We start from the raw sequence: 26,450 nt of genomic DNA, 5'->3' as shown, positions 1-26,450 counted from the left end.
TCGGATTCAGCGCCAGATGTCCGGCGCTTCGGCGGGCGCGTGCCCGGCGATCTCCTCCAGAATCAGATGGGACCGGGTGGAGATGACGCCGGGCATGCTGTGGATGTCGCGCAGGATGGCCTGGCTGAGCTGCTCGTGGTCGGGCGCGCTCACCGTGAGGATGATGTCGATGTCGCCGCTGACCGCCTGGGCCTTCTCGACGAAGGGCAGCTTGCTGAGCCGGGACGCGATATCCGTCCAGGAGACGTCGCCGATTTTAACCACGACCAGGGCGGACACGTGCAGGCCGAGGGCGCGCGGATCGATCTGGGCGCCGAAGCCGGTGATGACCCCGTGGCGCACGAGGTTCTGCACCCGAGTGTGGGCCGCCGTGCGGGAGATGTGCACGAGGGCGGCGACCTGGCGCATGGAGAGGCGCGCGTCCCTGCTCAGTTCGGCGACTATTCGCCGGTCGATGGCGTCCAGGCCGGCGGGCGCAGGCGATGGAGAGTGCTCGCTCATACCGGCGGCTGCGTCATTGTGGTCCTCAGGTCTGGAGGCTTCAGACTACCGCCGGCTCAATCGACTGGCGCACCGCGCGCAGGTAGTGGTTCTTCGGCCAGTGCCGAAGCCGGCGTGGCAGCAGCGGGTAGACCACCGCGGTGAACGCGATCACGCGGTCGAAACGGCGTTGCAAGCGCGGTGACCAGTCCAGGTCGAACAGGTCGCGCACGTGCGGGGGGAGGAGCCCGACGGTGAGGAGACGACCCAGGGGCATCAGCAGGCGGAGCCAGACCGGACCGGTCTGGGGGTGGAGGAGCTGCCTGGCCACCGCCCGGGTGGTGGCATCCGTTCGGAGCTCGGCGAGCCGGTCCCGGAAATACACGGCGAAGGCCGCGCGATCGGCCGGCCACAGTCCCGCCGGAACCTGAAGCGCCGTGCCGAGAACGGCGTAGTCCAGGTAGAGGGCGTCGGCGACGTCGTGCTCCAACGGCCCGAAGACGAGCTCGCGCATCGTGATCGCCGAGTCGTACAGGGTCGCCGCCACCCAGAGTTGCAACTCCGGGGTGAACGCGCTGTAGGCCGGGGCTCCATCGGCGGCTTCGCCGACGACCGGGCCATGAGCGCGGTTGACCCGCCGACTGGCGCTCGCCGCCTCCGCCGGGGTGCCGAAGACCACGGCGTAGACGTAGGTCAATGTGCCGCGCAGCCGGTCGAGGGGGCGCGAAGCGAAATCGCTGTGGTGCGCGACGCCGTGCCCGATGGCCGGATTCGCGATCTGCAGCAGGATGGACCGCCCGCCGGCGGCGATGAGCACGCCTTCGCCTGCGATGTCCCGCATGCCGAGGTCGCGACCTGCCACTGGTTCCTCCCGTCGGGTGCCTCCCGTTGTGAATGCCGAGTTTAGTGCGACTCGCGCGCGCCGTGGGACCGGGTTCCCACCCCGGTTCGCGGGGTTACCCTTGACCGATGACCACCGGGCGAGTTCGACCTGGCCGCCGCCGCGGGAACGCGTCGCTCGCCGCCACTGTGGCCGCCGCTGTCGGCTTGTCCGTCGTGCTGGCCGGCTGCTCCCCGGTCTCGCCTTCGAGGGGCACCGGGACCCCCGAGCAGGCTGCGCCGGCCCGCACCGGCGCCCCGGTCGACCCGCTCGCTGCAGACGCCCGGCGGCGCCTGTCCGCCATGACCTTGACCGAGAAGATCTCCAGCCTGCTGATGCTCCACCAGCCGGGAACGGATGCCGCCGCGCTCGGCTCCTTCGCCGCCGACAACGGCCTCGGCGGGCTCATCCTGATGGGCGACAACGTGCCGCCCGCACCGGAGGACCTCGGCGCGATGACCTCGGCGCTGAGCGCCGACGCCGCGCTTCCCCTCCTGATCGGGATCGACCAGGAGGGCGGCGAGGTGGACCGCCTGCGGAATGACGAGGCCCCGGGTGCGGAGGCTCTGCGTCCCCGGCCGGTGCAGGCCACGGAGGACGCCTTCCGCAGTCGCGCCGCCCTGCTTCAGTCGGCCGGGGTCAGCGTCAACTTCGGGATCGTGGCCGACGTCACCGCCGATCCGACCTCGTTCCTCTACGGCCGCGTGCTCGGCACGGACCCGGCCGCGGCATCCGTGCGCGTGGCCGCCGCCGTCGCCGGGGAACGTGGCCGGGTGCTGAGCACGCTCAAGCATTTCCCGGGGCACGGGGCGGCACCGGGGGACTCGCACCGGAGCATCCCGTCGGCCGGGCTCGGCTATCGGGACTGGCTCAGCCAGGTGGCGCCGCCGTTCACGGCCGGAATCACGGCCGGCGCGCAGGTCGTCATGTTCGGGCATCTGGCCTATCCGGCCGTCGATGCCCGGCCGGCCAGCCTGTCCCCGGCCTGGCACACGATCCTGCGCCGCACGCTCGGGTTCACCGGAATCGCGATCACCGACGACCTGCTGATGCTTCAGGACACGGGGCTTGCCGAATACGCCGACCCGACCGAGAACGCGATCGCGGCGATTGCCGCCGGCAACACCATGCTGCTCTACGTCACGCCTGCCGACCCCGCGCGGGTCGGGATAGTCATTCCGGCACTGGTTGCCGGAGTCGCCGGCGCCGTCGAATCCGGGCGGATCACGCAGGCCCAGATCGACGACGCGGCCTACCGCCTGCTCGTGCTGCGCCGGGGACTCGCTGTGCATTCACCGCACGGAGATCCGTGCGATGTCGAGTGCCGCCGGCTGCTCCGATAACAAGGCAGCACGAAAAAATACCCGCGGATCCGGAATAATCCGGGATCCTATGCAATTGCATGTAATTGACGGCGACAATCCACCGCCTGAGACTCGAGGAGAACCCATGACTGACACCATCACGAACATCCCCGGCTACAAGGCCGGAACCTGGACCATCGACCCGACCCACAGCGAGGTCGGCTTCAGCATCCGTCACCTGATGATCAGCAAGGTCAAGGGCAAGTTCGAGAAGTTCGACGCGACCTTCGTGACCGCAGAGAACCCGCTCGACAGCACTGTCAGCGCGACCGCCGAGGTCGCCTCGATCAACACCAACGAGGCCAACCGCGACGGTCACCTCCGTACCGGCGACTTCTTCGACGCCGAGACTTTCCCCACCATCAACTTCGTCTCCACCGGTGTACGCAGCGTCAAGGGCGACTTCCTCGTCGACGGCGACCTCACCATCAAGGGCGTCACCAAGCCGGTCACTTTCGACTTCGAGTTCGGCGGCTTCGGAATGGACCCCTACGGCAACTACAAGGCCGGCGCGACCGCCAAGACCGAGGTCACCCGTGCAGACTTCGGCCTCGAGTACAACGCGGCCCTCGAGACCGGCGGCCTGCTCCTCGGCGAGAAGGTCACCATCACGCTTGAACTCCAGGCTGCGCTGAACCAGGCGTAACAGGCACCATCGACAGGGGCTCCGCCACGGCGGGGCCCCTTCGTTGTGCCCAGCCCCCTCGGTAGCCCGCCCCGGCCCCCGCCGCACCCGGCCGGCGGCCGATCCCCTCCGCAATTCCTGTCCCGAATTCAGGTGTGCAGCCCGGAACAGTGCGACGGATGCCCGCCGGCGCCACGCAATGGGTGGGTTCTCCTGAATTCGGAACGCCGTCGAGCGCCGGTGGTCGGGCTGGTCGAGACCTCTCTGCACCCGGACTAGTCGCCCTTGATCTCCTCGCGCACCCGGCGCAGGTCTTCCATCAGTGAGCCAATCAGAATCCAGTGCTGCGGATGCGGAGTCGCGATGATCAGCGGAGCGGTCAGGGCCGGCGGCTCCACGGGCAGGGACACCTTCTCGCGGTCGGGATGGTCGACCTCCGACGCCAACAGCCTCAGGTCGTGGGCGGCCCGGCTGAGCTCCACGGTGATCGCCAGCACTGTCGGCTCCAGGTGGAGCGAGTGGTCGTAGTGGTCCCTGAGCGACCTGGTCATGCCGATGGTGCGGGTGACCAGGGAGATAAGGCGGTTGTAGAACTCCTCGTCGATGTCGAGCAGGCGCCGGTGCATCCCATGCCGGGGATTGAGCGTGAGGCTCTCCTCGGCCTGCTTGATCGCCTTCTCGGCCTTGCTCAGCATCGGCCGCAGCAGCCGTGCCTTGATCATCATCTCCTCGATCTGGCCGGTCTGCTGCGGAAAGCGGAGGGCGTCGACGATGCGGTCGAGGGTGTCGGCGACCTCGAGGGCGAGTCGCACGACCGCGTCGTGCGCCGGAGCGAGCAGCACCGGCGGCACGATCAGCGCATTGACGACGAGGGCGACGGCCGCCCCGATGATCGTCTCCAGGATGCGGTCACGCGCGTACTCGGGGGTCGTCGCCCCGATCGAGAGCACGAGCATCGCGCTGATCGGAATCTGGCTGGCCGAACTGGGGGCGAGGCGCAGGGCCCAGGCCAGCATGATGCAGAAGACGATGGCGAGCAGCACGATCCAGCTGGATTGACCGAACGCGATGCCGACCGCATAGGCGATGAGCACGCCGCCGATGACCCCGAGGCTGCGTTCGACCGCCCGGCCCAGGGTCTGGTTGATGTTGGGTTGCACGACCAGGAGCGCAGCGATGGCGGCGAAGATGGGCAGGTCGGTCTGCAGCAGGAACTGCGAGAGCAGCCAGCCGAGCCCGACGGCAACGGATGTCTTCACGGCCTGGAGTAGCGGGATCCGGCTCGTGGATTGCAGGCGGGCCGTTATTCTCACTTGCTCAGGGTAGCGCGAGCGGGCCCTCCGGCAGTCCGGGCCGTTCGACGTGTTCCGGAGGTTCGCCCGGTCCGGGGGTCGCCGGGGCGCCGTCAGGCTGGAAGAAGCGGGTGTACTCCTGGACTGCCCGGTCGAACCCGGTGCGCTGACGCTCCGTCAGTCTGGTGAACGCGATGGCCTCGTAGCCCGGGCTCGCGGACCGGCCGGACTCCCGACGCCAGGTGCCGGCCACCCGGCCGTTCACCAGGACGAGCGGCAGGAAGATCCCGTTCTTGCCGGGCACCACCCGCGGGAAGTCGGCGTCGGCGACCGCGAATCCGCGGTGGCGATAGCCGAGCAGGTATTCGTCGAAACCGGGCAGCGCGAGCACCTGCGTGCGTTGCTCCGGTGGATGACCGGTCTCGCCGGTGTCGGCCGCAGCGGCCCAGTAGTGTGTGATGCCGTCCACCTCCAGTTCGACCAGTCGGTCGCGAGCAACCAGGAGACCGACCCGGGCTTCGGCGACGGTGAGCTGGGACCACCAGACGAAGTCCTGCACGGTCGCCGGCCCGTGGCCGGAGAAATAGCGCAGCACGAACTCGCCCAGGGCCTCGTCGCGCTCCATCCGTCGTGGCGTGCGCACCCACGCGTCCAGCAGCACCAGCATCTGCTGCGAGCCGACCTGCCTGCCCCAGCAGATCGTGCCGGTCAGGGCGAGGTAGGCGATCAGGTGGTAGCCGCGCTGGTCGGCCGTGCTGATCCCGGCCGACTCGAGGGCGGCGAGGAAACCGGCCCGGGAGAGTTGCCGGCCCTCGGCGAGGGAGGACAGGGCAGCGCCTCTCGCCTGTTCGAGGGTCGCCTCGTCCAGGTCGAGTTGACCGCGGCGGGTTCTCATCCCGGCCAGCACCCTCGGGGCCGTCAGGCCGAGCATCCAGCCCAGGTCCGCCGCCGGCACGAAATGGAGGGTGCCGCGCATCGGCCAGGACCGCACGATCTGGGCGTCGTCGATCGCCCGGCGCACGTCGTCGGCGGATGATCCGGGCGCCCGAACGCCGATGGCCCACCGGGCGGCCGTGAAGTCCTGCGCCTGCAGGGCGAGGAGTCGCTCGACGACCGCGACAGGCCCGTCCGGCGAGCCGCCGGTGACGGGGCCGAGGCCGTGCCGGACCAGGCGCAGCCGGACGATGTCACCAGCGGAGGCGGTCAGTGCCATCGGATCAGTATGCCGGACGCTAATCGAACGTGCGCAGCAATTGCCAGTCCGCGTCGGTCTCGCCGTGCTCGACATCGAAAACATGGGTTTCGCCGTCGTCGGCGGTGGCCTGGAACCGCCAGCCCGCGATCCGGAGCGGCGGATGCCCGATGCCGAAGTCGTGCGGCGAGAACGGCCGCCACCAGTCGCAGGTTCCCACGAGGGCCGTCGGAGTGTCCGTCACCCGGAACCGGCGCGCGCGCCAGACCATCCGCTGCGGTTCTCCGACAGCACTCGTCCAGACCCTGATCGGTTCGTCCACCCTGGGCAAGGGGCACCACCTCATTACCATCCCGAATCGAACGTATGTTCGATACAGAACAATAACTCCGTTGGCAGGTTTACCGCCAGTGCTCAGGCGAGGTCGTCGTCCGTGCGCGCGCCGAAGACGATCTCGTCCCAGCTGGGCATCGAGGCCCGGCCGCGTTTGCCGTGGCTGCCGGTATTGCGGGGCTGACCGGTGGCGGCCTGGCTCGACCAGGCATTCCTGGACGGATCGGTGGCCGGCTCGACGGCGGGCGCCAGGGCCGGGGCCTCCAGCAGTCGCATGCCCTGCGACGGCACCACGGGGGCCTCGTCATGCTCGAACACGGCGGCTTCCCGCTCGCCTCTCCGGCGACGGAGGGATTCGAGGAGGTCAGCGGTTTCGCTCAGGCTCTGGGGCGGCTCGGCGGCGCGCTTGATCGCGGCCTTGGAGACGGCATCCGTCGTTCCGGCCGGGCGCGAGTAGGGGATCGGGTCCAGCAGCGGCGCGGTGTCGGCGAGCAGGTCGTCGGCCAGCGACTCCTTGAACGTGAACGCTCCGCTGTCGAAGCGGGACACGTCGGCCGCGCTCGTCTCGGCGCCGACGGCGCGCAGGCGGGGGATGAGCGCACCCTTGAGCTCGCCCTGCTGGGAGAGCGCGATGGCCTCGTTGCCGACCGGCGAGAGGGAGTTCTTCTTCGGTTCGAAGCCCCAGCGCGCATCGTGGTCGATGTCGTCGGCGGTGAAGGCGAGCTTCACGATCCAGCCGGCGCCCGGCTCTTTCCAGCTGGCCCAGCGTTCATTGGTGGCGCCGAGCGACGCGAGGCGTTCGCGGATGACGCTGCCGAAGTTGGCGCCGCCCTCGAGCGGGTCAGGGTCGATGGCCGTGTGCACGGGCACGCTCAGCGCACAGGACACGATGTACTCGCGCTCGGCGACGACAGGCCCCTCGAAGCGGCGAACGAAGTCGAGGGGTGCGCCGGTCACGGCGGCAACGTCCTCGGCTGACATGCCCGAGCGGATGTGCGCCTGCACCTCGCGTGGGGACAACTTCGGGCCAGACGTCGACTCGGTCTGGGTTTGGCGAAGCCGGGACTGGAGAACCTCGTCGATGGGGATCCTGAACCGGTCACCATCCTCGCTCGCTGCAAGCAGCGCGCCGTTCTCAACTCCGATAACTTTCAATTCCTGCATCTCGAAAGCCCTCTCGCGATCACTGATGTCGCCAAGACTGCCATGCAATCACCGCTTTTCCGGGGAATACGCCGGGCGTGCCGCAAGTTGATGACTGTGCCGGTGAACACGGACGGCGCGTAGTTTGCTATTCCGTCGGGATTGTTGGAAACTATGCCCGCCGATTTCGTTTATCGGCGACAAAGAAATGGATGGGTATGGCAACCGATTACGACGCGCCGCGAAAGACCGAAGACGACTCTGAGTCGATTGAGGCCCTCAAGGAGCGCGTACCCGACAAGATGTCCGGAGTCGTGGATGTCGACGACTCAGACAACCCGGGTGGTTTCGATCTTCCCGGCGCCGATCTGTCCGACCTCGACCTCGATGTCGTCGTCCTGCCTCCGCAGGCCGACGAATTCACCTGCGTTGAGTGCTTCCTCGTGAAGCACCGCTCGCAGATGTCGCACGAGACCAAGCTCGGTCCGGTCTGCCTGGAGTGCGACGCCTAAGCGCGCTTAGTTACTTGATGCTGGCCGTCGCGATCCATTGATCGCGGCGGCCAATTTCTGTGGATGGCGAGTCGACACCAGCCAGTACGGCGCGGGGTCGGTCGCATCCTCGATCGGAATGCGCACGACCGGGCCGACCCAGCCACGGATGAGCAGCCACGCGCGGGCATCGAGCCGGCGCCCCCGCTCCAGCGTCGCCTCCGCGCCTTCGAACGCGGCGGCCTCGCCGACCAGGTCGGTCGCGATACTTGCCTTCCCGGCCGTCACCACCCCGTCCTTCACCTCGACGACGGGCGAGGTGAGCACCAGGGTCAGGACACAGGCGGCATACAGGCAGGCGGCGATGATGATTCCGGCAAGCATCGAAATCGGCGCGAAGACGAGGATGCTTGCGGGGATGACCAGTGCTGTGGCGACGTAAGGCGCAGGTGACGCCCAGAGTTTTTCGCGATATTCAGGCATGGCTCTATTCGATCAGACTTCTGCACTAGCCTCGACACGTGGCAGAAAGCGTCGAAGTCCTGATTACCGCGTCCGTCCTCCCGAATTATGCGCATCCGGGCGATGCCGGGGCAGACCTGCATTCCTCGGAGGCGCTCATCCTGGCCCCCGGTGAACGTGCCCTGGTCGGAACCGGTGTCGCCATCGCGCTGCCCGATGGTTACGCCGCGTTCGTGGTGCCCCGGAGCGGGCTCGCCGTGAAGCACGGAATCACCATCGTCAATGCGCCGGGCACCGTGGACGCCGGCTATCGCGGCGAGATCAAGGTGACGCTGCTCAACACCGATACTTCTGCCGCATTCCCGATCGCCGTCGGCGATCGCATCGCGCAGCTCATCATCATGCCCGTCGCCCGGGCCTCCTTCATCCCCGTCGAGCGGCTGCCAGGCAGCCAGCGCGGGGAAGGCGGATTCGGATCGACCGGGCTCGGCCGGAAGAGTGCCGCCGCCGCAGGGCCGGCCGGCACCCCAGAATCAGGAGACACCCCGTGAGTGACATCGTGGAACCGGAAGAATTCCCGGAATCATTTGCCAAGTCGGCACCGGAAGACCGTGAGACCGAAGGTCCCCTCGACGAGATCGAGGCGAACCCCGTGCGACCGTACGTCGACCTCGGCGGCGTGAAGATCCTTCCCCGCGAGGGCCTCCACCTGCGCCTCGAGATCGAAGAGGGCAGCAAGCGGGTCGTCGCGATCGGACTCGACTACGCCGGCTCGACCCTCCAGGTGCAGCCGTTCGCCGCCCCGCGGTCGAGCGGCCTCTGGCACGAGATCCGCGACCAGATCGCCGACCAGATCGGGAAGCAGGGCGGCACCACCAGCCTGCGGGAGGGCCCGTTCGGCCCCGAACTCGTCGCAGAGATCCCGGTCGCGGCCGGTTCAGGCGCTGACGAATCGAGTCGGCTGGCCCGCTTCATCGGCGTCGACGGTCCCCGGTGGTTCCTCCGTGGCGTGATCGCGGGGGAGGGCGCCGTCAACCCGGAAGCGGCCGCCCAGATCGAAGACCTCTTCCGCAGCATCGTCGTCGTGCGCGGGTCGGCGCCGATGCCGCCCCGCGACCTCATCCCGCTCCGGATGCCGTCCACCCCGACCGGCGCCGCCGAGCCCACCGACGGCTGAACCGGCCTCCCCGCAGGAAGAACGCCCGAATGACGGACGCCCAGCTACCTCCAGACGAGTACCCGGTCGAGTCGACGTCAGCGGATGCCCCGGCCGGGGCCGCCGCTGACCGGACGTCGGACTCCGCGGCCGGCCCCGCGGTTTCGGAGACCTTCGCCCAGGGGATGGCCGCGGCGGCACGGCGCGCCGGGTTCGCCTCGGCCGCCGACGGCGAACCGATCAGCGGCCACGCCCTGCTCGCGGCGATGGGCGGCATTCGCGGCCTGGTCGAGGCCGTCCTGCCGGGCCTGGTCTTCCTCATCGTCTACACGTTCACCCGGTCCACCGTCCCCGACCAGTCGCTCCTGCTCTCCCTGATCGCCCCTGTGGTCATCGGTGTCGTGTTCCTGGTGCTCCGCCGTGCGGTGCGCCAGACCGTGACCCCGGCCATCGGCGGTATCCTCGGGGCCGGTTTCAGCGCCGTGCTGGCCCTGTTCTCCGGCAACGCCGCGGATGCCTTCCTGCCCGGCTTCTGGACCAATGGCGCCTATGGCACCGTCCTCCTGGTGTCGGCCCTGGTTGGCTGGCCCGTCCTCGGGCTCGCCGTCGGCTTCCTGATGAACGACGGGATCGCCTGGCGGAACGACCCGTCGAAACGCCGGGTGCTCACGGTGCTCACGCTCTGCTGGGCCGCACTGTTCGCACTCCGCCTGATCGTGCAGCTCCCGCTGTACTTCTCGAACAACGTCGAATGGCTCGCTGCGGCCAAGCTGATCATGGGCATCCCGTTGTATGCCCCGCTCCTCGTCGTGTCCTGGCTGATGGTGCGCTCCGTGTACCCGGCGCCGGGCCGACCGGGCGCGACGTCTGCCGGGGCGAGCGGGGACTGACCAAATGGCCGCCGGCGATGAGCTTCCGGGTCTCACCGGCGCAGAGGTAGCCCAGCGGCTCGCCGACGGTCGCGGCAACGATGCGCCGCAGCCGACCTCGCGCACCGTTGCGGACATCCTGCGGGAGAACGTCTTCACCCTCTTCAACGCGATCCTCACGGTGTGCTTCGCAGCCGTGCTGCTCCTCGGCGACCTGCGTGACGGCCTGTTCTACGGGGTCGTCGTCGCGAACGCGTTGATCGGAATCGTGCAGGAGGTTCGGGCCAAGGTCGTGCTGGACAGGCTGGCACTCCTGTCCACGCCGGAGGTCGCGGTCAAGCGCGACGGGCTGCGCCAGATCGTGCCGCTCGCCGGGGTCGTCCTGGACGACATCCTCGTGCTGCGGCCGGGCGACCAGGTGCCCGCCGACGCCCGGGTCCTGGCGGGCGACGACCTCGTCGTCGACGAGGCCATGCTCACGGGGGAGTCCGAACCGCAGATCAAGGTGGCGGGCGACCCGTTGCTGTCCGGCACGCACGTGGCGGGAGGGTCCGGCTACGGGGTCGTCACCGCCGTCGGTGCGTCCTCCTACGCGAACAAGCTGACCGCCGAGATCAAACGTCATTCCCTCGTCCACTCCGAGCTGCGGGCGGCGACCAACCGCATCCTCGTCGTGCTGTCCTGGATCCTCGGGCCCGTCATCGTGGTCACCCTGCTCGGCCGGGTCTCGACCTACGGCGGGATCGCAGCCCTGGCGGATTTCAGCGACGGAGACTGGCGCGCCGCCCTCCGCGACGCGGTGGCCAGCGTCGTCGGCATGATCCCGGAGGGCCTCGTGCTGCTGATCAGCCTGGCCTTCGGCGTGGCCGCGATCCAGCTGGCCAGGCACAAGGTGCTGATCGAGGAGCTGGCCGCGGTCGAGGTGCTCGCCCGCGTCGATGTGCTCTGCCTCGACAAGACCGGCACGCTCACCAGCGGCGAGCTCGTCTTCGACCGGCTCGTCCTCGACCGAGACGCCGGGCTCGACCCGGCGCTCGAAGCCGGGGCGAGCCGGGCCCTCGGCGCGTTCGGGGCCGACGACGCCGCCAACCTCACGGCCCGGGTCCTCGGCGGCCACTTCTCCGCTGACGGGGCCACGGTGCGATCCCGGCTGCCGTTCGGCTCGGCCCGGAAGTACAGCGGCGTCGCGCTCGAACACGCGGGAGACACCTCCGCTTGGCTCCTCGGGGCGCCGGAGCGGCTCCTCGCCGGGCACCCGGACCGCCTCGCCGCGGCCAACGACATCGCCGCCGGCGGCGAACGCACCCTCGCCCTGGTCAGGCTGGCCGGCGACCTGACGACGGATGCCGCCGCCGACCCGGGCGACCAGGTCCTCACCCCGGCCGCCCTCGTGGTGTTCCGTGAATCGGTGCGCCCGCACGCCGCCGAGACGCTCCGCTACTTCGCGGGTCAGGGAGTGCGCGTGATCGTGATGTCCGGGGACAACCCCGTCACCGTCGCGGCGCTCGCCCGCCGGCTCGGCCTCGCCGGGGAGACGGTGAACGCGGCGGGCCTGCCCGATGACGCCGCACTTGCGACGGCGCTCGGCACGGCGAGCCTGTTCGGCCGGGTGAGCCCCGAACAGAAACGCACGGCCGTGGCCATCCTCCAGGCCGAGGGCCGCACCGTCGCGATGACCGGTGACGGGGTCAACGACGCCATGGCGATCAAGGATGCCGACCTCGGCATCGCCATGGGCGCGGCGACCCCCGCCACCAAGGCTGCATCCCGGCTGGTGCTGCTCGACAACCGGTTCGACCGGCTGCCCGAGGTGCTCGCCCTCGGCCGCCGGGTGATCGCCAACGTGGAGCGGGTGGCGAACCTGTTCCTGTCCAAGACGGTCTACGGCATCCTGGTCGCCCTGACGATGGCCGCCCTGTCGCTGCCGTTCCCGTTCCTGCCGCGCCAGCTGACCCTGGTCTCCGCCCTCGCGATCGGGATCCCGTCGTTCGTGCTGGCTCTGGCCCCGAACCGGCGCATCTACACGCCCGGTGTGCTGCGCCGGATCATCCGCTACGCCGTGCCGACCGGGATGATCGCCGCCGCGACCGTGCTGGCGGCCTTCCTCCCGCTCTATCACCGGATCGACCTGAACGAGGCGCGAAGCGTCACCACGGTCGCCCTGTTCCTCGTCTCCCTCGCGATCCTGGCCGCGCTGGCCCGGCCTCTCACCGGGCCGCGGCTGGCGCTGGTGCTGTCCATGGCGGCGGCCATGGTGCTCGCCTGCACCGTTCCGTTCGGCCGGATCTTCTTCGCAATTTCGGTGTCTCCGAACCCGGCGCTGGCCTTCGGCATCCTCGTCGGCTTGCTGGGGGCTGCCGCCATCGAACTGATGTACCGGTTCGCGCGGCGCCGCGGCCTGATCTTCGACCGTGAATAGTTCGGGAAATGCCGCCCGGAATGCGGCCGGTCCGGAGCCGTCACGCTAGAGTTATCTCTACGTCAAGATAGTTTGGCGGACAGCATCGACCGGGTTCCATGCCCGCTGGTTAGGTTACCCTTGCTGGCAGGGGCAGGCGTCCGGTCGTCAGGATTGGGGATTGCGGACGGTTTCCCGTCGGTTTCCACGAAGGAGAGGGCAACGTGTCTGCAGTAAACAGCTTTGGAGCAAAGGACACCCTGCGGGTCGGTTCGACGGACTATGAGGTCTTTCGGCTCGATGCGGTCGAGGGCTACCAGAAACTGCCGTTCAGCCTGAAGGTGCTGCTGGAGAATCTTCTCCGCACCGAAGACGGCGCCAACATCACCGAAGAGCACATCCGCGCCCTCGGCGCGTGGGTCCCGACCGCCGAGCCCGACACGGAAATCCAGTTCACCCCCGCCCGCGTGATCATGCAGGACTTCACCGGAGTGCCCTGCATCGTCGACCTCGCCACCATGCGCGAGGCCGTCGCCGAACTCGGCGGCGACGCGAAGAAGATCAACCCGCTCGCCCCGGCCGAGCTCGTCATCGACCACTCCGTCATCGCCGACCTCTTCGGCAGCGAGAACGCCCTCGAACGCAACGTCGAGATCGAGTACCAGCGCAACGGTGAGCGCTACCAGTTCCTCCGCTGGGGCCAGACCGCATTCGACGACTTCAAGGTCGTCCCGCCGGGAACCGGCATCGTGCACCAGGTCAACATCGAATACCTCGCCCGGGTCACGATGACCCGCGAGGTCAAGGGAGTGCTGCAGGCCTACCCCGACACCTGCGTCGGCACCGACTCGCACACCACCATGGTCAACGGCCTCGGCGTGCTCGGCTGGGGCGTCGGCGGCATCGAGGCCGAGGCGGCCATGCTCGGCCAGCCCGTCTCCATGCTCATCCCCAAGGTCGTCGGCTTCAAGCTCACCGGCTCCATCCCCACCGGCGTCACCGCGACGGATGTCGTGCTCACCATCACGCAGATGCTCCGCAAGCACGGCGTGGTCGGCAAGTTCGTCGAATTCTACGGCGAGGGCGTCGCCCAGGTGCCGCTGGCCAACCGCGCCACGATCGGCAACATGAGCCCCGAATTCGGCTCCACCGCGGCCATGTTCCCGATCGACGACGTCACCCTCGACTACCTGCGGCTCACCGGCCGCAGCGAGGAGCAGGTCGCCCTGGTCGAGGCCTACGCGAAGCTGCAGGGACTGTGGCACGACGCGAGCCAGGGACCCGTCTTCAGCGAATACCTGGAAATCGACCTCGGCACCGTCGTCCCCTCGATCGCCGGCCCGAAGCGCCCGCAGGACCGGGTCGAGCTCAGCCGCGCCCAGGAGCAGTTCGAGCTCGACCTCCAGAGCTACGCCACCCAGGACCTGTCCCGGGTGGACGCGGCGGTCGAGGCGACCTTCCCGGCATCCGACCCGGTCGGTTTCACCGCCCAGGACGAGTCGAGCGCCCACCAGCTCTCGCACAGCCACGTGAGCCACGCGCCGGTATCGGTGTCGAGTCCCGTCCCGATCACGACGGCCGACGGTAGGAGCTACACCCTCGACCACGGCGCCGTCGCCGTCGCCGCCATCACGTCGTGCACGAACACCTCCAACCCGTCGGTCATGCTCGCGGCCGGCCTGCTCGCCCGCAACGCCGTCAGAAAGGGGCTCACGAGCAAGCCGTGGGTCAAGACCACCCTCGCGCCCGGCTCCAAGGTCGTCACCGACTACTACGCGAAGGCCGGCCTCACCGGCGACCTCGAGGCCCTCGGCTTCTACACCGTCGGCTACGGCTGCACGGTCTGCATCGGGAACACCGGCCCGCTGATCGACGAGGTCTCCGCCGCGATCAACGAGAACGACCTGGCCGTCACCGCCGTGCTCTCGGGCAACCGCAACTTCGAGGGCCGGATCAGCCCCGACGTGAAGATGAACTACCTCGCCAGCCCGCCCCTGGTCATCGCCTACGCCCTCGCCGGGTCGATGAACTTCGACTTCGAAACGGATGCCCTCGGCACCGACCTGGACGGCAACGACGTGTTCCTCAAGGACATCTGGCCCGACTCGGCCGAGGTCCAGGCCACGATCGACAGCTCGATCGACACCGCCATGTTCACCAAGGAGTACGGCGAGGTCTTCGAGGGCGACGAGCGCTGGCGGTCACTGCCGACGCCCGACAGCGAGGTCTTCGAATGGGACCCCGAGTCGACCTACGTGCGGAAGCCCCCGTACTTCGACGGGATGACGCTGGAGACCAGCCCGGTCACCGACATCACCGGCGCCCGCGTGCTCGCCAAGCTCGGCGACTCCGTCACGACCGACCACATCAGCCCCGCCGGCAACATCAAGGCCGACAGCCCCGCCGGCCAGTACCTGATCGAGCACGGAGTCGCACGCGGCGACTTCAACTCCTACGGGTCGCGCCGCGGCAACCACGAGATCATGATCCGCGGAACCTTCGCGAACATCCGTCTCCGCAACCAGTTGCTCGACGGCGTCGAGGGTGGCTACACCCGCGACTTCACCGTCGATGGCGGGCCGCAGGCGTTCATCTATGACGCGAGCCAGAACTACCAGGCCGCCGGCACGCCGCTCGTCATCTTCGGCGGCAAGGAATACGGCTCCGGCTCGTCCCGCGACTGGGCGGCCAAGGGAACCAGCCTGCTCGGCGTGAAGGCCGTCATCACCGAGAGCTTCGAACGGATCCACCGTTCGAACCTGATCGGCATGGGCGTCGTGCCGCTGCAGTTCCCGGCCGGCGAGAGCTGGGCCTCCCTGGGCCTGGACGGCACGGAGGTCGTCTCGATCGCGGGCATCGAGGAGCTCAACCGCGGAACCACCCCGAAGACGGTCCACGTGACCGCCGCGCCGAGCGCCGACTCGGCGCCCGGCAAGGAGACCGTGGAGTTCGACGCGGTCGTGCGCATCGACACGCCGGGCGAGGCGGACTACTACCGCAACGGCGGCATCCTGCAGTACGTGCTGCGGTCGCTCGTCTCGGAGTAACTCCCGGCTGGCTCCCAAACCGGCGCGTAGACTCGGTATGACCGTATCTACGCGCCGGTTTCCGTTCGGTGCCGGCCAACGTGAAAGGTGTTCTTGATGGGTCTTCTGGAGACAATTTCCGGTCCCCGCGATCTCGATGGTCTCTCGAACCAGCAACTCATCGAGCTGGCAGCCGAAGTGCGCGCATTCCTGGTCAACGAGGTCGCCAAGACCGGTGGCCACCTGGGACCCAACCTCGGCGTGGTCGAGATGACGATCGCCATCCACCGGGTCTTCGAATCGCCGCGCGACGCGATCGTGTTCGACACCGGCCACCAGACCTACGTGCACAAGATGCTGACCGGGCGGCAGGACTTCAGCAAGCTGCGCCAGCGTGGCGGCCTCGCGGGCTACCCGCAGCGTTCGGAGTCGGTGCACGACATCGTCGAGAGCTCCCACGCCTCCAGCTCCCTGTCCTGGGCCGACGGGATCTCCCGGGCCTTCGAGATGACCGGGCAGAGCGACCGCCACGTGATCGCCGTGGTCGGCGACGGCTCCCTCACCGGCGGCATGACCTGGGAAGCCCTCAACAACATCAGCGACGACAACACCCGTCGACTGATCATCGTCGTCAACGACAACGGCCGCTCCTATGCGCCCACCATCGGCGGCATGGCCCGGTTCCTCAACACCGTGCGCACCCGGAGAAGCTACCGGGCCGCCTACCTGACCAGCCGTCAGGCCTTCGACCACATGGGGGCCCCCGCGCGGGCGTTCTTCCGCGGCGTTCGCGGCGGGCTGCACGGCTTCCTCGCCCGAGTCACCAACAACGAGGCGCTCTATTCGAACCTCGACATCAAGTACATCGGCCCCGTCGACGGCCACGACATGGTGGCCATGCTCGAGGCGCTGCGCCAGGCCAAGGGCTACGGAGCCCCGGTGATCGTGCACACGATCACCCAGAAGGGCAAGGGCTACAACCCGGCCATGCAGGATGAGGCCGACCAGTTTCACGCCGTCGGCCAGATCGACCCGGAAACCGGCGAATCGATCGAGTCGGCCGGTGCGCCGTCGTGGACCTCCGTCTTCGCCGAGGAGCTCCTCCGCCTCGCCACCCTCGACGAGAAGATCGTCGCCATCACCGCCGCGATGCTCCGCCCCACCGGACTGCACAAGATGGCCGAACGCTTCCCCGACCGCGTCCACGACGTCGGCATCGCCGAGCAGCACGCCGTTGCGAGCGCGGCCGGTCTCGCCTTCGGCGGCCTGCACCCGGTCGTCGCGCTGTACGCCACGTTCATCAACCGGGCATTCGACCAGGTGCTGATGGACGTCGCGCTGCACAAGGCGGGCGTCACCTTCGTGCTCGACCGGGCCGGCGTCACCGGTCCGGACGGCCCGAGCCACCACGGGATCTGGGACCTGGCGATCCTGCAGGTCGTGCCGGGCATCCGTCTCGCCGCGCCCCGGGACTCGATCCGGCTGCGGGAGGAACTCGAGGAGGCCGTCAAGGTCGACGACGGACCGACCGTGCTGCGCTTCCCCAAGGGGAGCACGGGAGTGGAATTCGACGCCATCCGCCGTCTCGACGACGGAGTGGACGTGCTACTGGAATCCAGCCAGAACGATGTGCTCATCGTCACGGTCGGGCCGATGGCCGGGATGGGCCTCGACGTGGCACAGCGCCTCGCCGCGCAGGGGATCGGCGCCACCGTCGTCGACCCGCGCTGGGTGGTGCCGGTGCCGGGGAGCATCATCGCGCTGGCGGCCGAGCACCGCATCGTCGTCACCATCGAGGACGGCATCCGCGTCGGCGGCATCGGCACCCGGATCCGCCAGGACCTGCGCGAGGCCGGCGTGGACACCGCGGTGACCGAACTGGGCCTGCCCGACGAGTTCCTCGACCACGGCACCCGGGCGGAGATCCTCGAGCAGGTGGGCCTGACCCCGCAGCACATCGCCCGCGACGTGGTCGCCATGGTTCTCGGCAGCAAGATCCCGCACGCCAGGGCCCTGCCGGTCGACCACACCGACACCGGTTCGATCACGGTCAACCGCGCCCAGAAGGACTGACCGGCCTCCTCCGTCTCCACGCCCCACGCCGTCGTCCTGGCTCGCCGAGCTGTGAGTCAGGCCGCCTTTTTTCCAGGATTTCGGTGCAGAACCCACAGTTCGGCGGCGCTGGGACGGATGGTCGTGGGCCGGTTTGACCTGGAGCGCACTCAAAGTTCTAGGGTTGGGGCATGCCAACAACCGATCAGCTGTACTCCATCTCGGAGGTCGCGGCGCAGACGGGCCTCACTGCCCACACCCTGCGCTACTACGAACGGGCCGGGCTCATGCTCGAGCCGGTCGATCGTGCGTCGTCGTCCCATCGCCGCTACTCGGCCAGGGACGTCGGCTGGATCCAGTTCCTGACCAAGCTCCGGTCCACGTCACTGCCCATCGCGAGGATCCGCGACTACGCCGAACTCGCCCGCCAGGGCGACGGCACCAGCGCGGACCGCCTCGAACTGCTGCAACGGCACCGGATCGCGGTCGCCGCCCAGCTGGAGGACATCCAGGCGAGCCTCGCCGCCATCGACTACAAGATCTCCATCTACTCCGAAAGGATCTCACCCGCATGAAGCACCTCACACTCGGCACCGGAGGCCTCGACGTCTCCCGCCTCGGCCTCGGCTGCATGGGAATGTCGGCCTTCTACTCCGGTGCCGGCACCGACGACGCCGAATCGATCCGCACCATCCACCGTGCCATCGACCTCGGGGTCACCTTCTTCGACACCGCGGAGATCTACGGCCCCTACCTCAACGAGGAACTGCTCGGCCGGGCACTCGCCGGACGGCGCGACCAGGTTGTCGTGGCGACCAAGTTCGGCACCATCCTGCACCGCGGGGACGGCGGGCGCGGCCTCGACGGCAGCGCCGAGAACGTGCGCCTGTCGGTGGAGGGATCGCTGGCCCGACTCGGGACCGACCACATCGACCTCTACTACCAGCACCGGATGGACCCGGGCGTGCCCGTCGAGGAAACGGTCGGCGCACTCGCCGAACTGATCGCCGAGGGCAAGATCGGGCACTACGGCCTGTCGGAGGCGGCGCCCGAGACGATCCGCCGTGCCCACGCCGTGCACCCCGTGACGGCGTTGCAGACCGAGTACTCGCTGTGGAGCCGCGACCCGGAGCGGGAGCTACTGCCCCTCGTGCGCGACCTCGGCATCGGCTTCGTGCCGTACTCGCCGCTCGGACGCGGCTTCCTCACCGGCGCGATCCGTTCCCTCGACCAGCTCGACGAGGCCGACTTCCGGCGCAGCAACCCTCGGTTCGCCGGGGAGAACCTGGCCGCGAACATCCGCATCGTCGAACAGGTCGACGCCGTCGCGGCGGAACTGTCTGCCACCCCGGCCCAGGTCGCCCTGGCCTGGCTGCTCGCGCAGGGTGACGACATCGCGCCCATTCCCGGCACCAAGCGGGTCAGCCGGCTCGAGGAGAACGTGGCGGCGGATGCGCTCAGCCTCAGCGCAGACCAGCTCGCCACCCTCGGCGCGATCGACGCGCCTGTCGGCGACCGTTACGCGGACATGTCGCCGGTCAACCGATAGCAGCCGGCGCCGGTGGTCGGCCCTGTCCGGTGGTCGGCCCTGTCCGGTGGTCGAGCTTGTCGAGACCAGGTCTCGACACGCTCGACCACCGTCGTTGCAGGGCCGCCGGGCTGCTACTCGGCCGCGCCGGCCAGAGCCGGAACCGCTCCGACGCCGCGGATCGGGGGAGTGTGGAACGTGCCGCCGAAGACCCGTTCGCTCGCGCCGACCCGGTCGAGGTAGGGCGTGACGCCGCCCATCTGGAACGGGTAGCCCGCGCCGAGGATCATGCACAGGTCGATGTCCTCGGCCGCGTGCACGACATCGTCGTCCAGCATCCGCTTGATCTCATCGGCGAGGCCGTCTTCGAACCGGCGCTGGAGCTCCGTGGCCGTCCTCGGGGTGGTGCCGCCGGCGACGATCTTCAGGGCACCCTTGTCGTAGCCCTTGATCTTTCCCTTGGCGTCCCGCTCGAGGAGCTTGCCGTGCTCGGCGAGCTTGTGCAGGTTCTCGCTCTCGAAGAACCGGTCGGGGAATGCGGCGTGGTGCGTGTCCAGGACGTGCGCTCCCACCTTGAGGCCGACCAGTTCGAGCAGCTCGAACGGCGTCATCGGAAGCCCGAACGGTGCGATCGCCTCGGAGACGACGTCGAACGGGGTGCCGGTGTCTACGGCGTGCATCGCCTCTCCGAGCACCTTGGCGAGTACCCGGTTGACGACGAACCCCGGCGTGTCCCGTGTGATCACCGCGTTCTTCTTCAGCTTGCCCGCGACGACCATGGCCGTGGACAGGGTGACGTCGTTGGTCTGCGGGGTGTTCACCACCTCGATCAGGGGCATGACGGCGACGGGGTTGAAGAAGTGGAAGCCGACCAGCCGTTCCGGGTGGGCGAGTTTCGCTCCGATCTGCTCGACCGACAGCGACGACGTGTTGGTCGCGAGGATGGCGTCGGGGGCGATGTGCTTCTCGATCTCGGCGAACACGTCCTGCTTGACGCCCAGCTCCTCGAAGACGGCCTCGATCACCCAGTCGGCGTCGGCGAACTGCGCCTTGTCGGTGGTCCCGGTGACCAGCGCGCGGAGCCGGTTCGCCTCGTCGGAGGTGATCCGTTTCTTGTTCTCGAGCGCGAGGATCTCGTCGTGGATGTAGGCGACGCCTTTGTCGACCCTGGCCTGGTCGAGGTCGGTGATCACGACGGGCACGCGCAGCCTGCGCACGAAGAGGAGGGCGAACTGGCTGGCCATCAGCCCGGCGCCGATGACGCCGACCTTCGTGATGGGGCGGGCCAGTGCCTTGTCCGGGGCGCCGGCTGGACGCCTGGCTCGTTTCTGCACCAGGTTGAACGCGTAGATGCTGGCCTGCAGCTGGTCGCCCGAGATGAGGCCGGCCAGTGAGTCGTCTTCGCGTTCGAAGCCTTCCTGGCGGGTGCCGCTCTTCGCGGCCTTCAGCAGGTCGAGTGCGACGTAGGGCGACATGGCGACGGTGCCGATCCGGTTTTCGAGCATCCGGCGGGCGATTCCCACGGCGGCATCCCACTTCACGAGGCGCTCGATCTTGCCCGGCACATTCGGCCTGGCCACCGTCTCGGTGCCCGAAATGACCTTGTCGGCCCAGGCGATGGAGTTCTCGAGGAAGGAAGCCGAGTCGAACAGGACGTCCGCGATTCCGAGTTCGAGGGCATCCGCGGCCTTGAGCACCCGGTTCTTGAGCGGGTTCTCGATGATCACCTTGAGTGCGTTCTCGATTCCGATCAGGTTCGGCAGGAGGTAGGAGCCACCCCAGCCGGGGATCAGCCCGAGGGATACCTCCGGCAGCGCGATCGCGGGAACGGAGGCGTCGACGGTGCGGTAGTCGGCGTTCAGGGCGATCTCGAGCCCTCCGCCGAGCGCGAGCCCGTTGATGAAGACGAAGGACGGCACGCCCAGCTCCGACTGCTTGCCCAGGGCGTGGTGGCCGAGCTGGGCAAGGAGCTTGCCGGTTTCCAGGGACGGGATCTCGCTGACCTTGCTCAGGTCGGCGCCCGCAGCCAGGATGAACGGCTTGCCGGTGACTGCGACGCCGTGGATCTCCCCGCGTGCCGCCCGCTCCTTCAGGGCATCCATGGTGGCCGCGAATTCGAGCAGGGTGACCGGGCCGAGGGTGTTCGGGCGGGTGTGGTCCCGGCCGTTGTCGAGCGTGACCAGGGCGAGCACACGGCCCTGGGAGAGCGGGACATCCCGGACGAAGGAATGCGTGACGACCTCGTCGGCCGACAGGGCGACCAGCGGGGAGAAATCGAGTGCGGAGTAGTCGCTCATCGTTTACTTGGCCTTTCGGTTGAAGTGTGGGTTCTCCCAAATCACGGTGCCGCCCTGGCCGAGACCGATGCACATGGCGGTCAGGCCGTAGCGCACCTCGGGGTGCTCGCTGAACTGGCGGGCAAGCTGGTTCATCAGGCGCACGCCGGAGGATGCCAGGGGGTGGCCGATCGCGATCGCGCCGCCGTACTCGTTGACCCGCGGGTCGTCGTCGTCGATGCCGAAGTGGTCGAGGAACGAGATGACCTGCACGGCGAAGGCCTCATTGAGTTCGAAGAGGCCGATGTCGGTGATGCTGAGGCCCGCCTTGCGCAGGGCCTTCTCCGTCGACGGCACCGGTCCGAGGCCCATGACCTCAGGTTCGACCCCGGCGAAGGCGAAGCTGACCAGCTTCATCTTGACCGTGAGACCGAGTTCCTTGGCGGCCTTGCCGCTGGCGAGGAGGCAGGCGCTGGCACCGTCGTTGAGGCCGGACGCGTTGCCGGCGGTGACCCGGCCGAAGGGACGGAACGGGGTCTTGAGCGTGGACAGGCCCTCGAGCGTGGTTTCAGGGCGCGGTGCCTCGTCCCTGGTCGCCAGTCCCCAGCCGGCGTCACTGCGGATGGCCACGGGGATGAGGTCGGGCTGGATCTTCTCGGCGGCGTAGGCCGCGGCGACCTTCTGCTGGCTGCGCAGCGCGAAGCGGTCGGAGCGTTCCTTGGTGTACGAGGGGAACCGGTCGTGGATGCGCTCGGCCGTGGCGCCCATGTTGAGGGCGTCCTCGCTGACGAGACGCTCAGACAGGAAACGCGGGTTCGGGTCGACGCCGGACCCCATCGGGTGACGCCCCATGTGTTCGACTCCGCCGGCGATGGCCAGGTCGTAGGCGCCGAAACCGATCCCCGCGCCGAGAGTGGTGACGGCGGTCATGGCGCCCGCGCACATCCGGTCGATGGCGAATCCCGGCACCGACTTCGGCAGGCCGGCGAGCAGTGCCGCCGTGCGACCGAGGGTGAGGCCCTGGTCCCCGGTCTGGGTGGTGGCCGCAATGGCCACCTCGTCGATCCGTTCTCCGGGCACGGCCGGGTTGCGTTCCAGCAGCCCGATCATGGCCTTGACCACCAGGTCGTCGGCCCGGGTGTTCCAGTACATTCCCTTTTCGCCGGCTCTCCCGAACGGGGTGCGAACCCCGTCCACGAAGACGACTTCTGCTCTATCGGCCACTTTGCCTCCATCAATCCAACGGGTGTCGGTCGATCCTAAGGTGACACCCTGGGGCGGAAGAATCGTTGGACGGTTCCTACGAATCCTCTTCCAAGGGCGCGTCTATCGTTTGGTGAACCTCGACAAAGGCATCGGCTATTCGTTGTGCGGTCAGTTCAATCTGCCACGCCCGGGCGCCGAGGACGGCGAGTGCCTCGCCCACCGATTCGGAGTCGATCCGTTCCGGCGGAGTCCACGCCATCCGGCGCACGTAATCGGGTGTCACCAGGTTTTCCAGAGGGATCGCGAACTCGTCGGAGATCTCGGCGAGCACCGCGCGCGCGGCCTTGAAACGCAGATCGGCGTCGGGATTGCGGTCGGCCCAGGCTCGCGGCGGGGGCAGGGCGTCCCCGTTGGCACGGAGTGAGGGAAGATCGGTCGTGGCCAGGCCGGACTGGATGGCGCCCCACCAGCGATCGAGTTCGCTGCGACTGGCCCGTCCGCTGAATTCGCGGAGGTCGGCGAGGGCCTGGCGGGTCGGCGGCAGTGTGCGGGCCGCGGCGAGGAGGGAGGCGTCCGGGACGAGACGGCCCGGTGACACATCGATGTCCTGGGCCAGCCGGTCCCGGGCGAGCCAGAGCTCACGGGCCACGGCCAGGTTGCGCTGGGCTCGGAGCGAGTGCACGCCGGAAAGCCGTCGCCACGGTTCGGCGCTGACCGGCTTCGGCTCGCGTGTCAGCACCGCGGCGAACTCCTGCTCGGCGATGACGGTCTTCTGGTCTGCCGCGAGCATGTCGACCATCCGGTCGCGCAGGTCGGGCAGCAGTTCGACGTCGAGTGCGCCGTAGACGAGCCAGGCCTCGGGGAGCGGGCGGGTCGACCAGTTGGCCGCCGAGTGTTCCTTGGCCAGATGGATGCCGAGCAGCTCCTCGACGACGGTGCCGAGGCCGACCCTGGGCAGGCCGAGCAGGCGGGCGGCGAGTTCGGTGTCGAAGATGCGTGCCGGGTCGAGGCCGACCTCGCGCAGGCAGGCCAGGTCCTGGCTGGCCGCGTGGAAGATCCATTCCTCACCGGCAAGGGCATCGTTCAGCTCCTGGAAGTCGCCGATCGCCGGCGGGTCGAACAGGAACGTGCCCGCGCCGCGACGGTAGATCTGGATCAGGTACGCGCGCTGGGAGTACGTGAACCCGGAGGCGCGCTCGGCGTCGACTCCGATCGGGCCGGTGCCGCCCACAATCTCCGCGGTCGCCGTCATAAAGGCATCCCGCGTGTCGATCACGTGGTGATCAACCACGTCCGGTTCGGCGTGTGGACAACATGCTGACTCCTTCGCCAGTGGGTGGAAGACCTGCGAGCATGCAGAGCAGTTCACCCCATCCTTCGACGTGGGCGGTGAGATTGTGGTCCAGCGGTGTCCACGAAGCTCGCAACTCTATCTGTGCGCCATCGCCCTGCTTGGCAAGTTCGCCGAAGCCTGACGAGATGATCTTAGTCGCAGTCCCTGATGCAGCGGTATATCGGGCGCCGTGCGCGTCGAGCGCGTCGACCAGCCAGGCCCAGGCGACCTCGGCCAGGAAGGGGTCGAGGCCGATATCCGTTTCGAGTGGAGCCTGCGCGAAACAGACGACTCGGAAAGCCCCGCCCCACGCCTCCGGCTCGTCGGGGTCGTAGAGCAGGATGAAGCGGCCGGTGCCGAAATCGGAGTTTCCGCCGTGCCGGCTCGGCGTGATGTCGGCGGAGAGCGCCACGGCGTGCGGGGCGAGGTTTCCGGGCGCGGAGATCTCGTTCACGATCAGTTCGACCCTGGACTGGGCGCGGCGGACGGCCTCAAGGGCTGCGGCGAACTCCGGCGGGAGCGGTTCCAGTGTTTCGGGCACGACTGCAGACTAGAGTTTTTTCAGGGTGCCGTACGCGAGGCACGCCGGGCAGCGGGAGGTAGCGGGTGGGCAGACGGTTCGAAGAGGGCGCACGGCCGGCGCGGATTGCAGCGGTGACCGGGCTGATCGGTGTCGCGGTGCTGGCCGTTGCCGGCCTGGCGGCGACCGTGCTGTCCGGCGTCATGGCCCGCCGGATCGTCACTCCGTCGACGAAGCGCGCCGACGATGTGCGGGTCGAGGCCGTCGACATCGCGGCCGGCACGATCACGCTGCAGTCCACGGCCGACTCCGTGCTCCAGGGCGACTACAGTTTCTGGTTTTCCGGCGACCATGGGCATGCGCACCTGGGGGAGGTCCTCCGCAGCACGCCGGAGGCCGTGACCCGGCGCATCCTGCGGGTCGACTACGGCGACCTGGCCGCGGCGCGGCGCGGCCGTCTCGGCGGCTACTCCTTCCTGGGTCCCTGGGACCTCGAGGTGGACTACGAGGATGTGCTCGTCCCGACCTCGGTCGGGGATGCGCCGGCCTGGCTGATTCCGGCTGCGGTGCCCGGCGGGCGCTGGGTGATCCAGGTGCACGGCCGCGGCGTGCGCAGGCAGGAGACGCTGCGGGCCGTACCGGTCTTCCGGGATGCGGGTTTCACGTCCCTTCTCATTTCCTACCGGAACGACGGGGAGGCACCTGTGAGCGCGGACGGGCGCTACGGGCTGGGAGACACGGAATGGCAGGATGCCGAGGCGGCCCTGGCATTCGCCGCGAGCCGCGGGGCAACCGAGATCGTGCTGATGGGGTGGTCGATGGGCGGCGCCATCGTGCTGCAGGCGGCCACCCGGTCACGGCTCCGTGAGCTGGTCGTCGGGGTCGTGCTGGACTCGCCCGTGATCGACTGGGCCGATGTCGTCGCGTACCAGGGCGGAAGCCTGGGTTTGCCCGGGATGGTGTCCAGTGGCGCCATGCAGGTGCTCGGCCGGCGCTGGGGTGGGCGGATCACCGGGCAGAGCGCCCCGATCGACTTCGGCCGGCTGGACTTCGTGTCGCGGGCAGGCGATCTCGACCTGCCGGTGCTTCTGATGCACAGCGACGACGACGGTTATGTGCCGGCGACCGGTTCCCGGGCGCTGGCCGTGCGCCGGCCCGACATCGTCACCTTCCTGCCGTTCACGGTCGCCCGCCACACCAAGCTGTGGAACTACGACCGGGAGAGCTGGAACCAGGCCATCACGAACTGGCTGGCCACCCTCCCGGCCAGGTGACCCGGGCGGACGCATCGGGGCGCACAGGCGTGCTCAGACGGCGCTCGCGCGGAGCCGTCGTTTCGTGCGAGCGAGCATGGCCGTCATCCCGCGGATCCGCAGGGGCGACACCGCCTTGGTCAGGCCGATCGAGTTGGGGTAGTCGTCGGGAACGGCGAGGACCTCCTCGGTGCTGAGGCCGTCGAGACCCTGGGCGAGGATGGACGCGAAGCCCCTGGTGGTCGGCGATTCCCGAGGTGCGGTCGCATACAGGTGCACCGTCCTGCGGGCGTCGTCATCGACCTCGACGAACATGAACACGGGGGACTGGCACTCGACGACCCGTTCCAGCAGGTCGGGATGCTCCTCGTAGCGCGCGGGGAGCGCCGGCAACTCGCCCGCGAACTCGAGCAGGAGCAGCAGGCGGTCGGGTTGCTCGAGGGCGAGGAAGTCGTCTCGGATCTCAGCCAGTTTCGGGCTCTCCTGACTCTTCCGTGGGTGGTTTCCGAGCTCCTTAACGAGTGCACGCCGCTCTCCGTCTAGGTTTCTAACTGACAAAGGTAAGAAACAC

The 26,450-nt window shown here is 68.7% G+C and carries 24 protein-coding genes; 12 read left to right on the top strand and 12 right to left on the bottom strand.

Annotation, left to right across the window (positions count from 1 at the left end; genetic code table 11):
• Positions 1 to 6: 6 nt before the first annotated feature.
• On the bottom strand, positions 7 to 501 hold the full coding sequence (locus IWX89_RS04715; protein ID WP_196902429.1) for an Lrp/AsnC family transcriptional regulator: 495 nt from the start codon (positions 499 to 501) through the stop codon (positions 7 to 9).
• A gap of 40 nt (positions 502 to 541) precedes the next feature.
• Entirely contained in the window at positions 542 to 1,342 is an 801-nt protein-coding gene (locus tag IWX89_RS04710; protein ID WP_307836422.1) for an oxygenase MpaB family protein, read from the bottom strand.
• Between the two features lie 107 nt (positions 1,343 to 1,449).
• Here IWX89_RS04710 and IWX89_RS04705 point away from each other — a divergent pair, with 107 nt between their 5' ends.
• Positions 1,450 to 2,703, top strand: a complete 1,254-nt coding sequence (locus tag IWX89_RS04705) for a glycoside hydrolase family 3 N-terminal domain-containing protein (RefSeq protein WP_196902428.1) — start codon at positions 1,450 to 1,452, stop codon at positions 2,701 to 2,703.
• Between the two features lie 106 nt (positions 2,704 to 2,809).
• Positions 2,810 to 3,370 (top strand): YceI family protein, encoded by a 561-nt coding sequence (locus IWX89_RS04700; protein WP_196902427.1) that lies wholly within the window; start codon positions 2,810 to 2,812, stop codon positions 3,368 to 3,370.
• Between the two features lie 254 nt (positions 3,371 to 3,624).
• Here IWX89_RS04700 and IWX89_RS04695 read toward each other — a convergent pair whose 3' ends face one another.
• The 4 genes from IWX89_RS04695 to sepH form a co-directional block, all read right to left on the bottom strand.
• Complete coding sequence (locus IWX89_RS04695) at positions 3,625 to 4,662, bottom strand: aromatic acid exporter family protein (protein WP_196902426.1); 1,038 nt, start codon at positions 4,660 to 4,662, stop codon at positions 3,625 to 3,627.
• Between the two features lie 4 nt (positions 4,663 to 4,666).
• Positions 4,667 to 5,854: a winged helix DNA-binding domain-containing protein gene (locus IWX89_RS04690; RefSeq protein WP_196902425.1), complete on the bottom strand. Its 1,188-nt coding sequence runs from the start codon at positions 5,852 to 5,854 to the stop codon at positions 4,667 to 4,669.
• A gap of 19 nt (positions 5,855 to 5,873) precedes the next feature.
• On the bottom strand, positions 5,874 to 6,155 hold the full coding sequence (locus IWX89_RS04685; RefSeq protein ID WP_307836440.1) for a hypothetical protein: 282 nt from the start codon (positions 6,153 to 6,155) through the stop codon (positions 5,874 to 5,876).
• Between the two features lie 92 nt (positions 6,156 to 6,247).
• Positions 6,248 to 7,330 (bottom strand): septation protein SepH, encoded by a 1,083-nt coding sequence (sepH, locus tag IWX89_RS04680; RefSeq protein ID WP_196902423.1) that lies wholly within the window; start codon positions 7,328 to 7,330, stop codon positions 6,248 to 6,250.
• A gap of 197 nt (positions 7,331 to 7,527) precedes the next feature.
• Here sepH and IWX89_RS04675 point away from each other — a divergent pair, with 197 nt between their 5' ends.
• Positions 7,528 to 7,821: a DUF4193 domain-containing protein gene (locus IWX89_RS04675; protein ID WP_066599570.1), complete on the top strand. Its 294-nt coding sequence runs from the start codon at positions 7,528 to 7,530 to the stop codon at positions 7,819 to 7,821.
• Positions 7,822 to 7,827: 6 nt separating this feature from the next.
• Here the strand turns inward: IWX89_RS04675 and IWX89_RS04670 are convergent, their stop codons facing one another.
• On the bottom strand, positions 7,828 to 8,283 hold the full coding sequence (locus tag IWX89_RS04670; RefSeq protein ID WP_196902422.1) for a DUF3093 domain-containing protein: 456 nt from the start codon (positions 8,281 to 8,283) through the stop codon (positions 7,828 to 7,830).
• Between the two features lie 38 nt (positions 8,284 to 8,321).
• Between IWX89_RS04670 and dut the strand changes: the two genes are divergently transcribed.
• From dut to IWX89_RS04630, 8 genes are all read left to right on the top strand, one after another.
• Positions 8,322 to 8,813 (top strand): dUTP diphosphatase, encoded by a 492-nt coding sequence (dut, locus tag IWX89_RS04665; RefSeq protein ID WP_196902421.1) that lies wholly within the window; start codon positions 8,322 to 8,324, stop codon positions 8,811 to 8,813.
• A complete protein-coding gene (locus IWX89_RS04660) occupies positions 8,810 to 9,439 on the top strand; it encodes a DUF3710 domain-containing protein (protein WP_307836421.1) in 630 nt (209 codons plus the stop codon). Before dut ends, IWX89_RS04660 begins: the two co-directional genes overlap by 4 nt.
• A gap of 29 nt (positions 9,440 to 9,468) precedes the next feature.
• Positions 9,469 to 10,308 carry a DUF3159 domain-containing protein gene (locus IWX89_RS04655; protein WP_196902420.1) on the top strand — a complete coding sequence of 280 codons (840 nt, stop codon included), beginning with the start codon at positions 9,469 to 9,471 and terminating at the stop codon, positions 10,306 to 10,308.
• Between the two features lie 4 nt (positions 10,309 to 10,312).
• Positions 10,313 to 12,706: an HAD-IC family P-type ATPase gene (locus IWX89_RS04650; RefSeq protein ID WP_196902419.1), complete on the top strand. Its 2,394-nt coding sequence runs from the start codon at positions 10,313 to 10,315 to the stop codon at positions 12,704 to 12,706.
• Between the two features lie 203 nt (positions 12,707 to 12,909).
• The gene (locus IWX89_RS04645; protein ID WP_196902418.1) at positions 12,910 to 15,732 is read left to right on the top strand and encodes an aconitate hydratase; all 2,823 of its coding nucleotides are present in this window, start codon (positions 12,910 to 12,912) and stop codon (positions 15,730 to 15,732) included.
• Positions 15,733 to 15,828: 96 nt separating this feature from the next.
• Positions 15,829 to 17,784 carry a 1-deoxy-D-xylulose-5-phosphate synthase gene (dxs, locus tag IWX89_RS04640; protein WP_196902417.1) on the top strand — a complete coding sequence of 652 codons (1,956 nt, stop codon included), beginning with the start codon at positions 15,829 to 15,831 and terminating at the stop codon, positions 17,782 to 17,784.
• 170 nt (positions 17,785 to 17,954) lie between these two features.
• Positions 17,955 to 18,338, top strand: coding sequence for a MerR family transcriptional regulator (locus IWX89_RS04635; protein ID WP_196902416.1), 384 nt, complete (start codon positions 17,955 to 17,957; stop codon positions 18,336 to 18,338).
• On the top strand, positions 18,335 to 19,312 hold the full coding sequence (locus IWX89_RS04630) for an aldo/keto reductase (protein WP_196902415.1): 978 nt from the start codon (positions 18,335 to 18,337) through the stop codon (positions 19,310 to 19,312). The genes IWX89_RS04635 and IWX89_RS04630 overlap by 4 nt, the downstream gene beginning before the upstream one ends.
• A 113-nt stretch (positions 19,313 to 19,425) precedes the next feature.
• Here IWX89_RS04630 and IWX89_RS04625 read toward each other — a convergent pair whose 3' ends face one another.
• The 4 genes from IWX89_RS04625 to IWX89_RS04610 form a co-directional block, all read right to left on the bottom strand.
• On the bottom strand, positions 19,426 to 21,588 hold the full coding sequence (locus IWX89_RS04625) for a 3-hydroxyacyl-CoA dehydrogenase NAD-binding domain-containing protein (RefSeq protein WP_196902414.1): 2,163 nt from the start codon (positions 21,586 to 21,588) through the stop codon (positions 19,426 to 19,428).
• A gap of 3 nt (positions 21,589 to 21,591) precedes the next feature.
• A complete protein-coding gene (locus IWX89_RS04620) occupies positions 21,592 to 22,791 on the bottom strand; it encodes a thiolase family protein (protein WP_196902413.1) in 1,200 nt (399 codons plus the stop codon).
• A gap of 76 nt (positions 22,792 to 22,867) precedes the next feature.
• Positions 22,868 to 24,064 carry an HRDC domain-containing protein gene (locus tag IWX89_RS04615; RefSeq protein WP_374220485.1) on the bottom strand — a complete coding sequence of 399 codons (1,197 nt, stop codon included), beginning with the start codon at positions 24,062 to 24,064 and terminating at the stop codon, positions 22,868 to 22,870.
• Complete coding sequence (locus IWX89_RS04610; protein ID WP_134509935.1) at positions 24,057 to 24,647, bottom strand: DUF3000 domain-containing protein; 591 nt, start codon at positions 24,645 to 24,647, stop codon at positions 24,057 to 24,059. Before IWX89_RS04610 ends, IWX89_RS04615 begins: the two co-directional genes overlap by 8 nt.
• 65 nt (positions 24,648 to 24,712) lie before the next feature.
• On the opposite strand from IWX89_RS04610, the gene IWX89_RS04605 reads away from it, so the two are divergent.
• Positions 24,713 to 25,900: a S9 family peptidase gene (locus IWX89_RS04605; protein WP_196902411.1), complete on the top strand. Its 1,188-nt coding sequence runs from the start codon at positions 24,713 to 24,715 to the stop codon at positions 25,898 to 25,900.
• A 33-nt stretch (positions 25,901 to 25,933) separates the two neighbouring features.
• Here IWX89_RS04605 and IWX89_RS04600 read toward each other — a convergent pair whose 3' ends face one another.
• On the bottom strand, positions 25,934 to 26,350 hold the full coding sequence (locus tag IWX89_RS04600; RefSeq protein WP_196902650.1) for a SufE family protein: 417 nt from the start codon (positions 26,348 to 26,350) through the stop codon (positions 25,934 to 25,936).
• Positions 26,351 to 26,450 lie beyond the last annotated feature (100 nt).

This window comes from Cryobacterium sp. MP_M3, from assembly GCF_015752155.1.
Taxonomy (GTDB): domain Bacteria; phylum Actinomycetota; class Actinomycetes; order Actinomycetales; family Microbacteriaceae; genus Cryobacterium.
The sequence above is the reverse complement of the archived record's forward strand: the minus strand, read 5'-3'. Positions and strand labels throughout refer to the sequence as shown.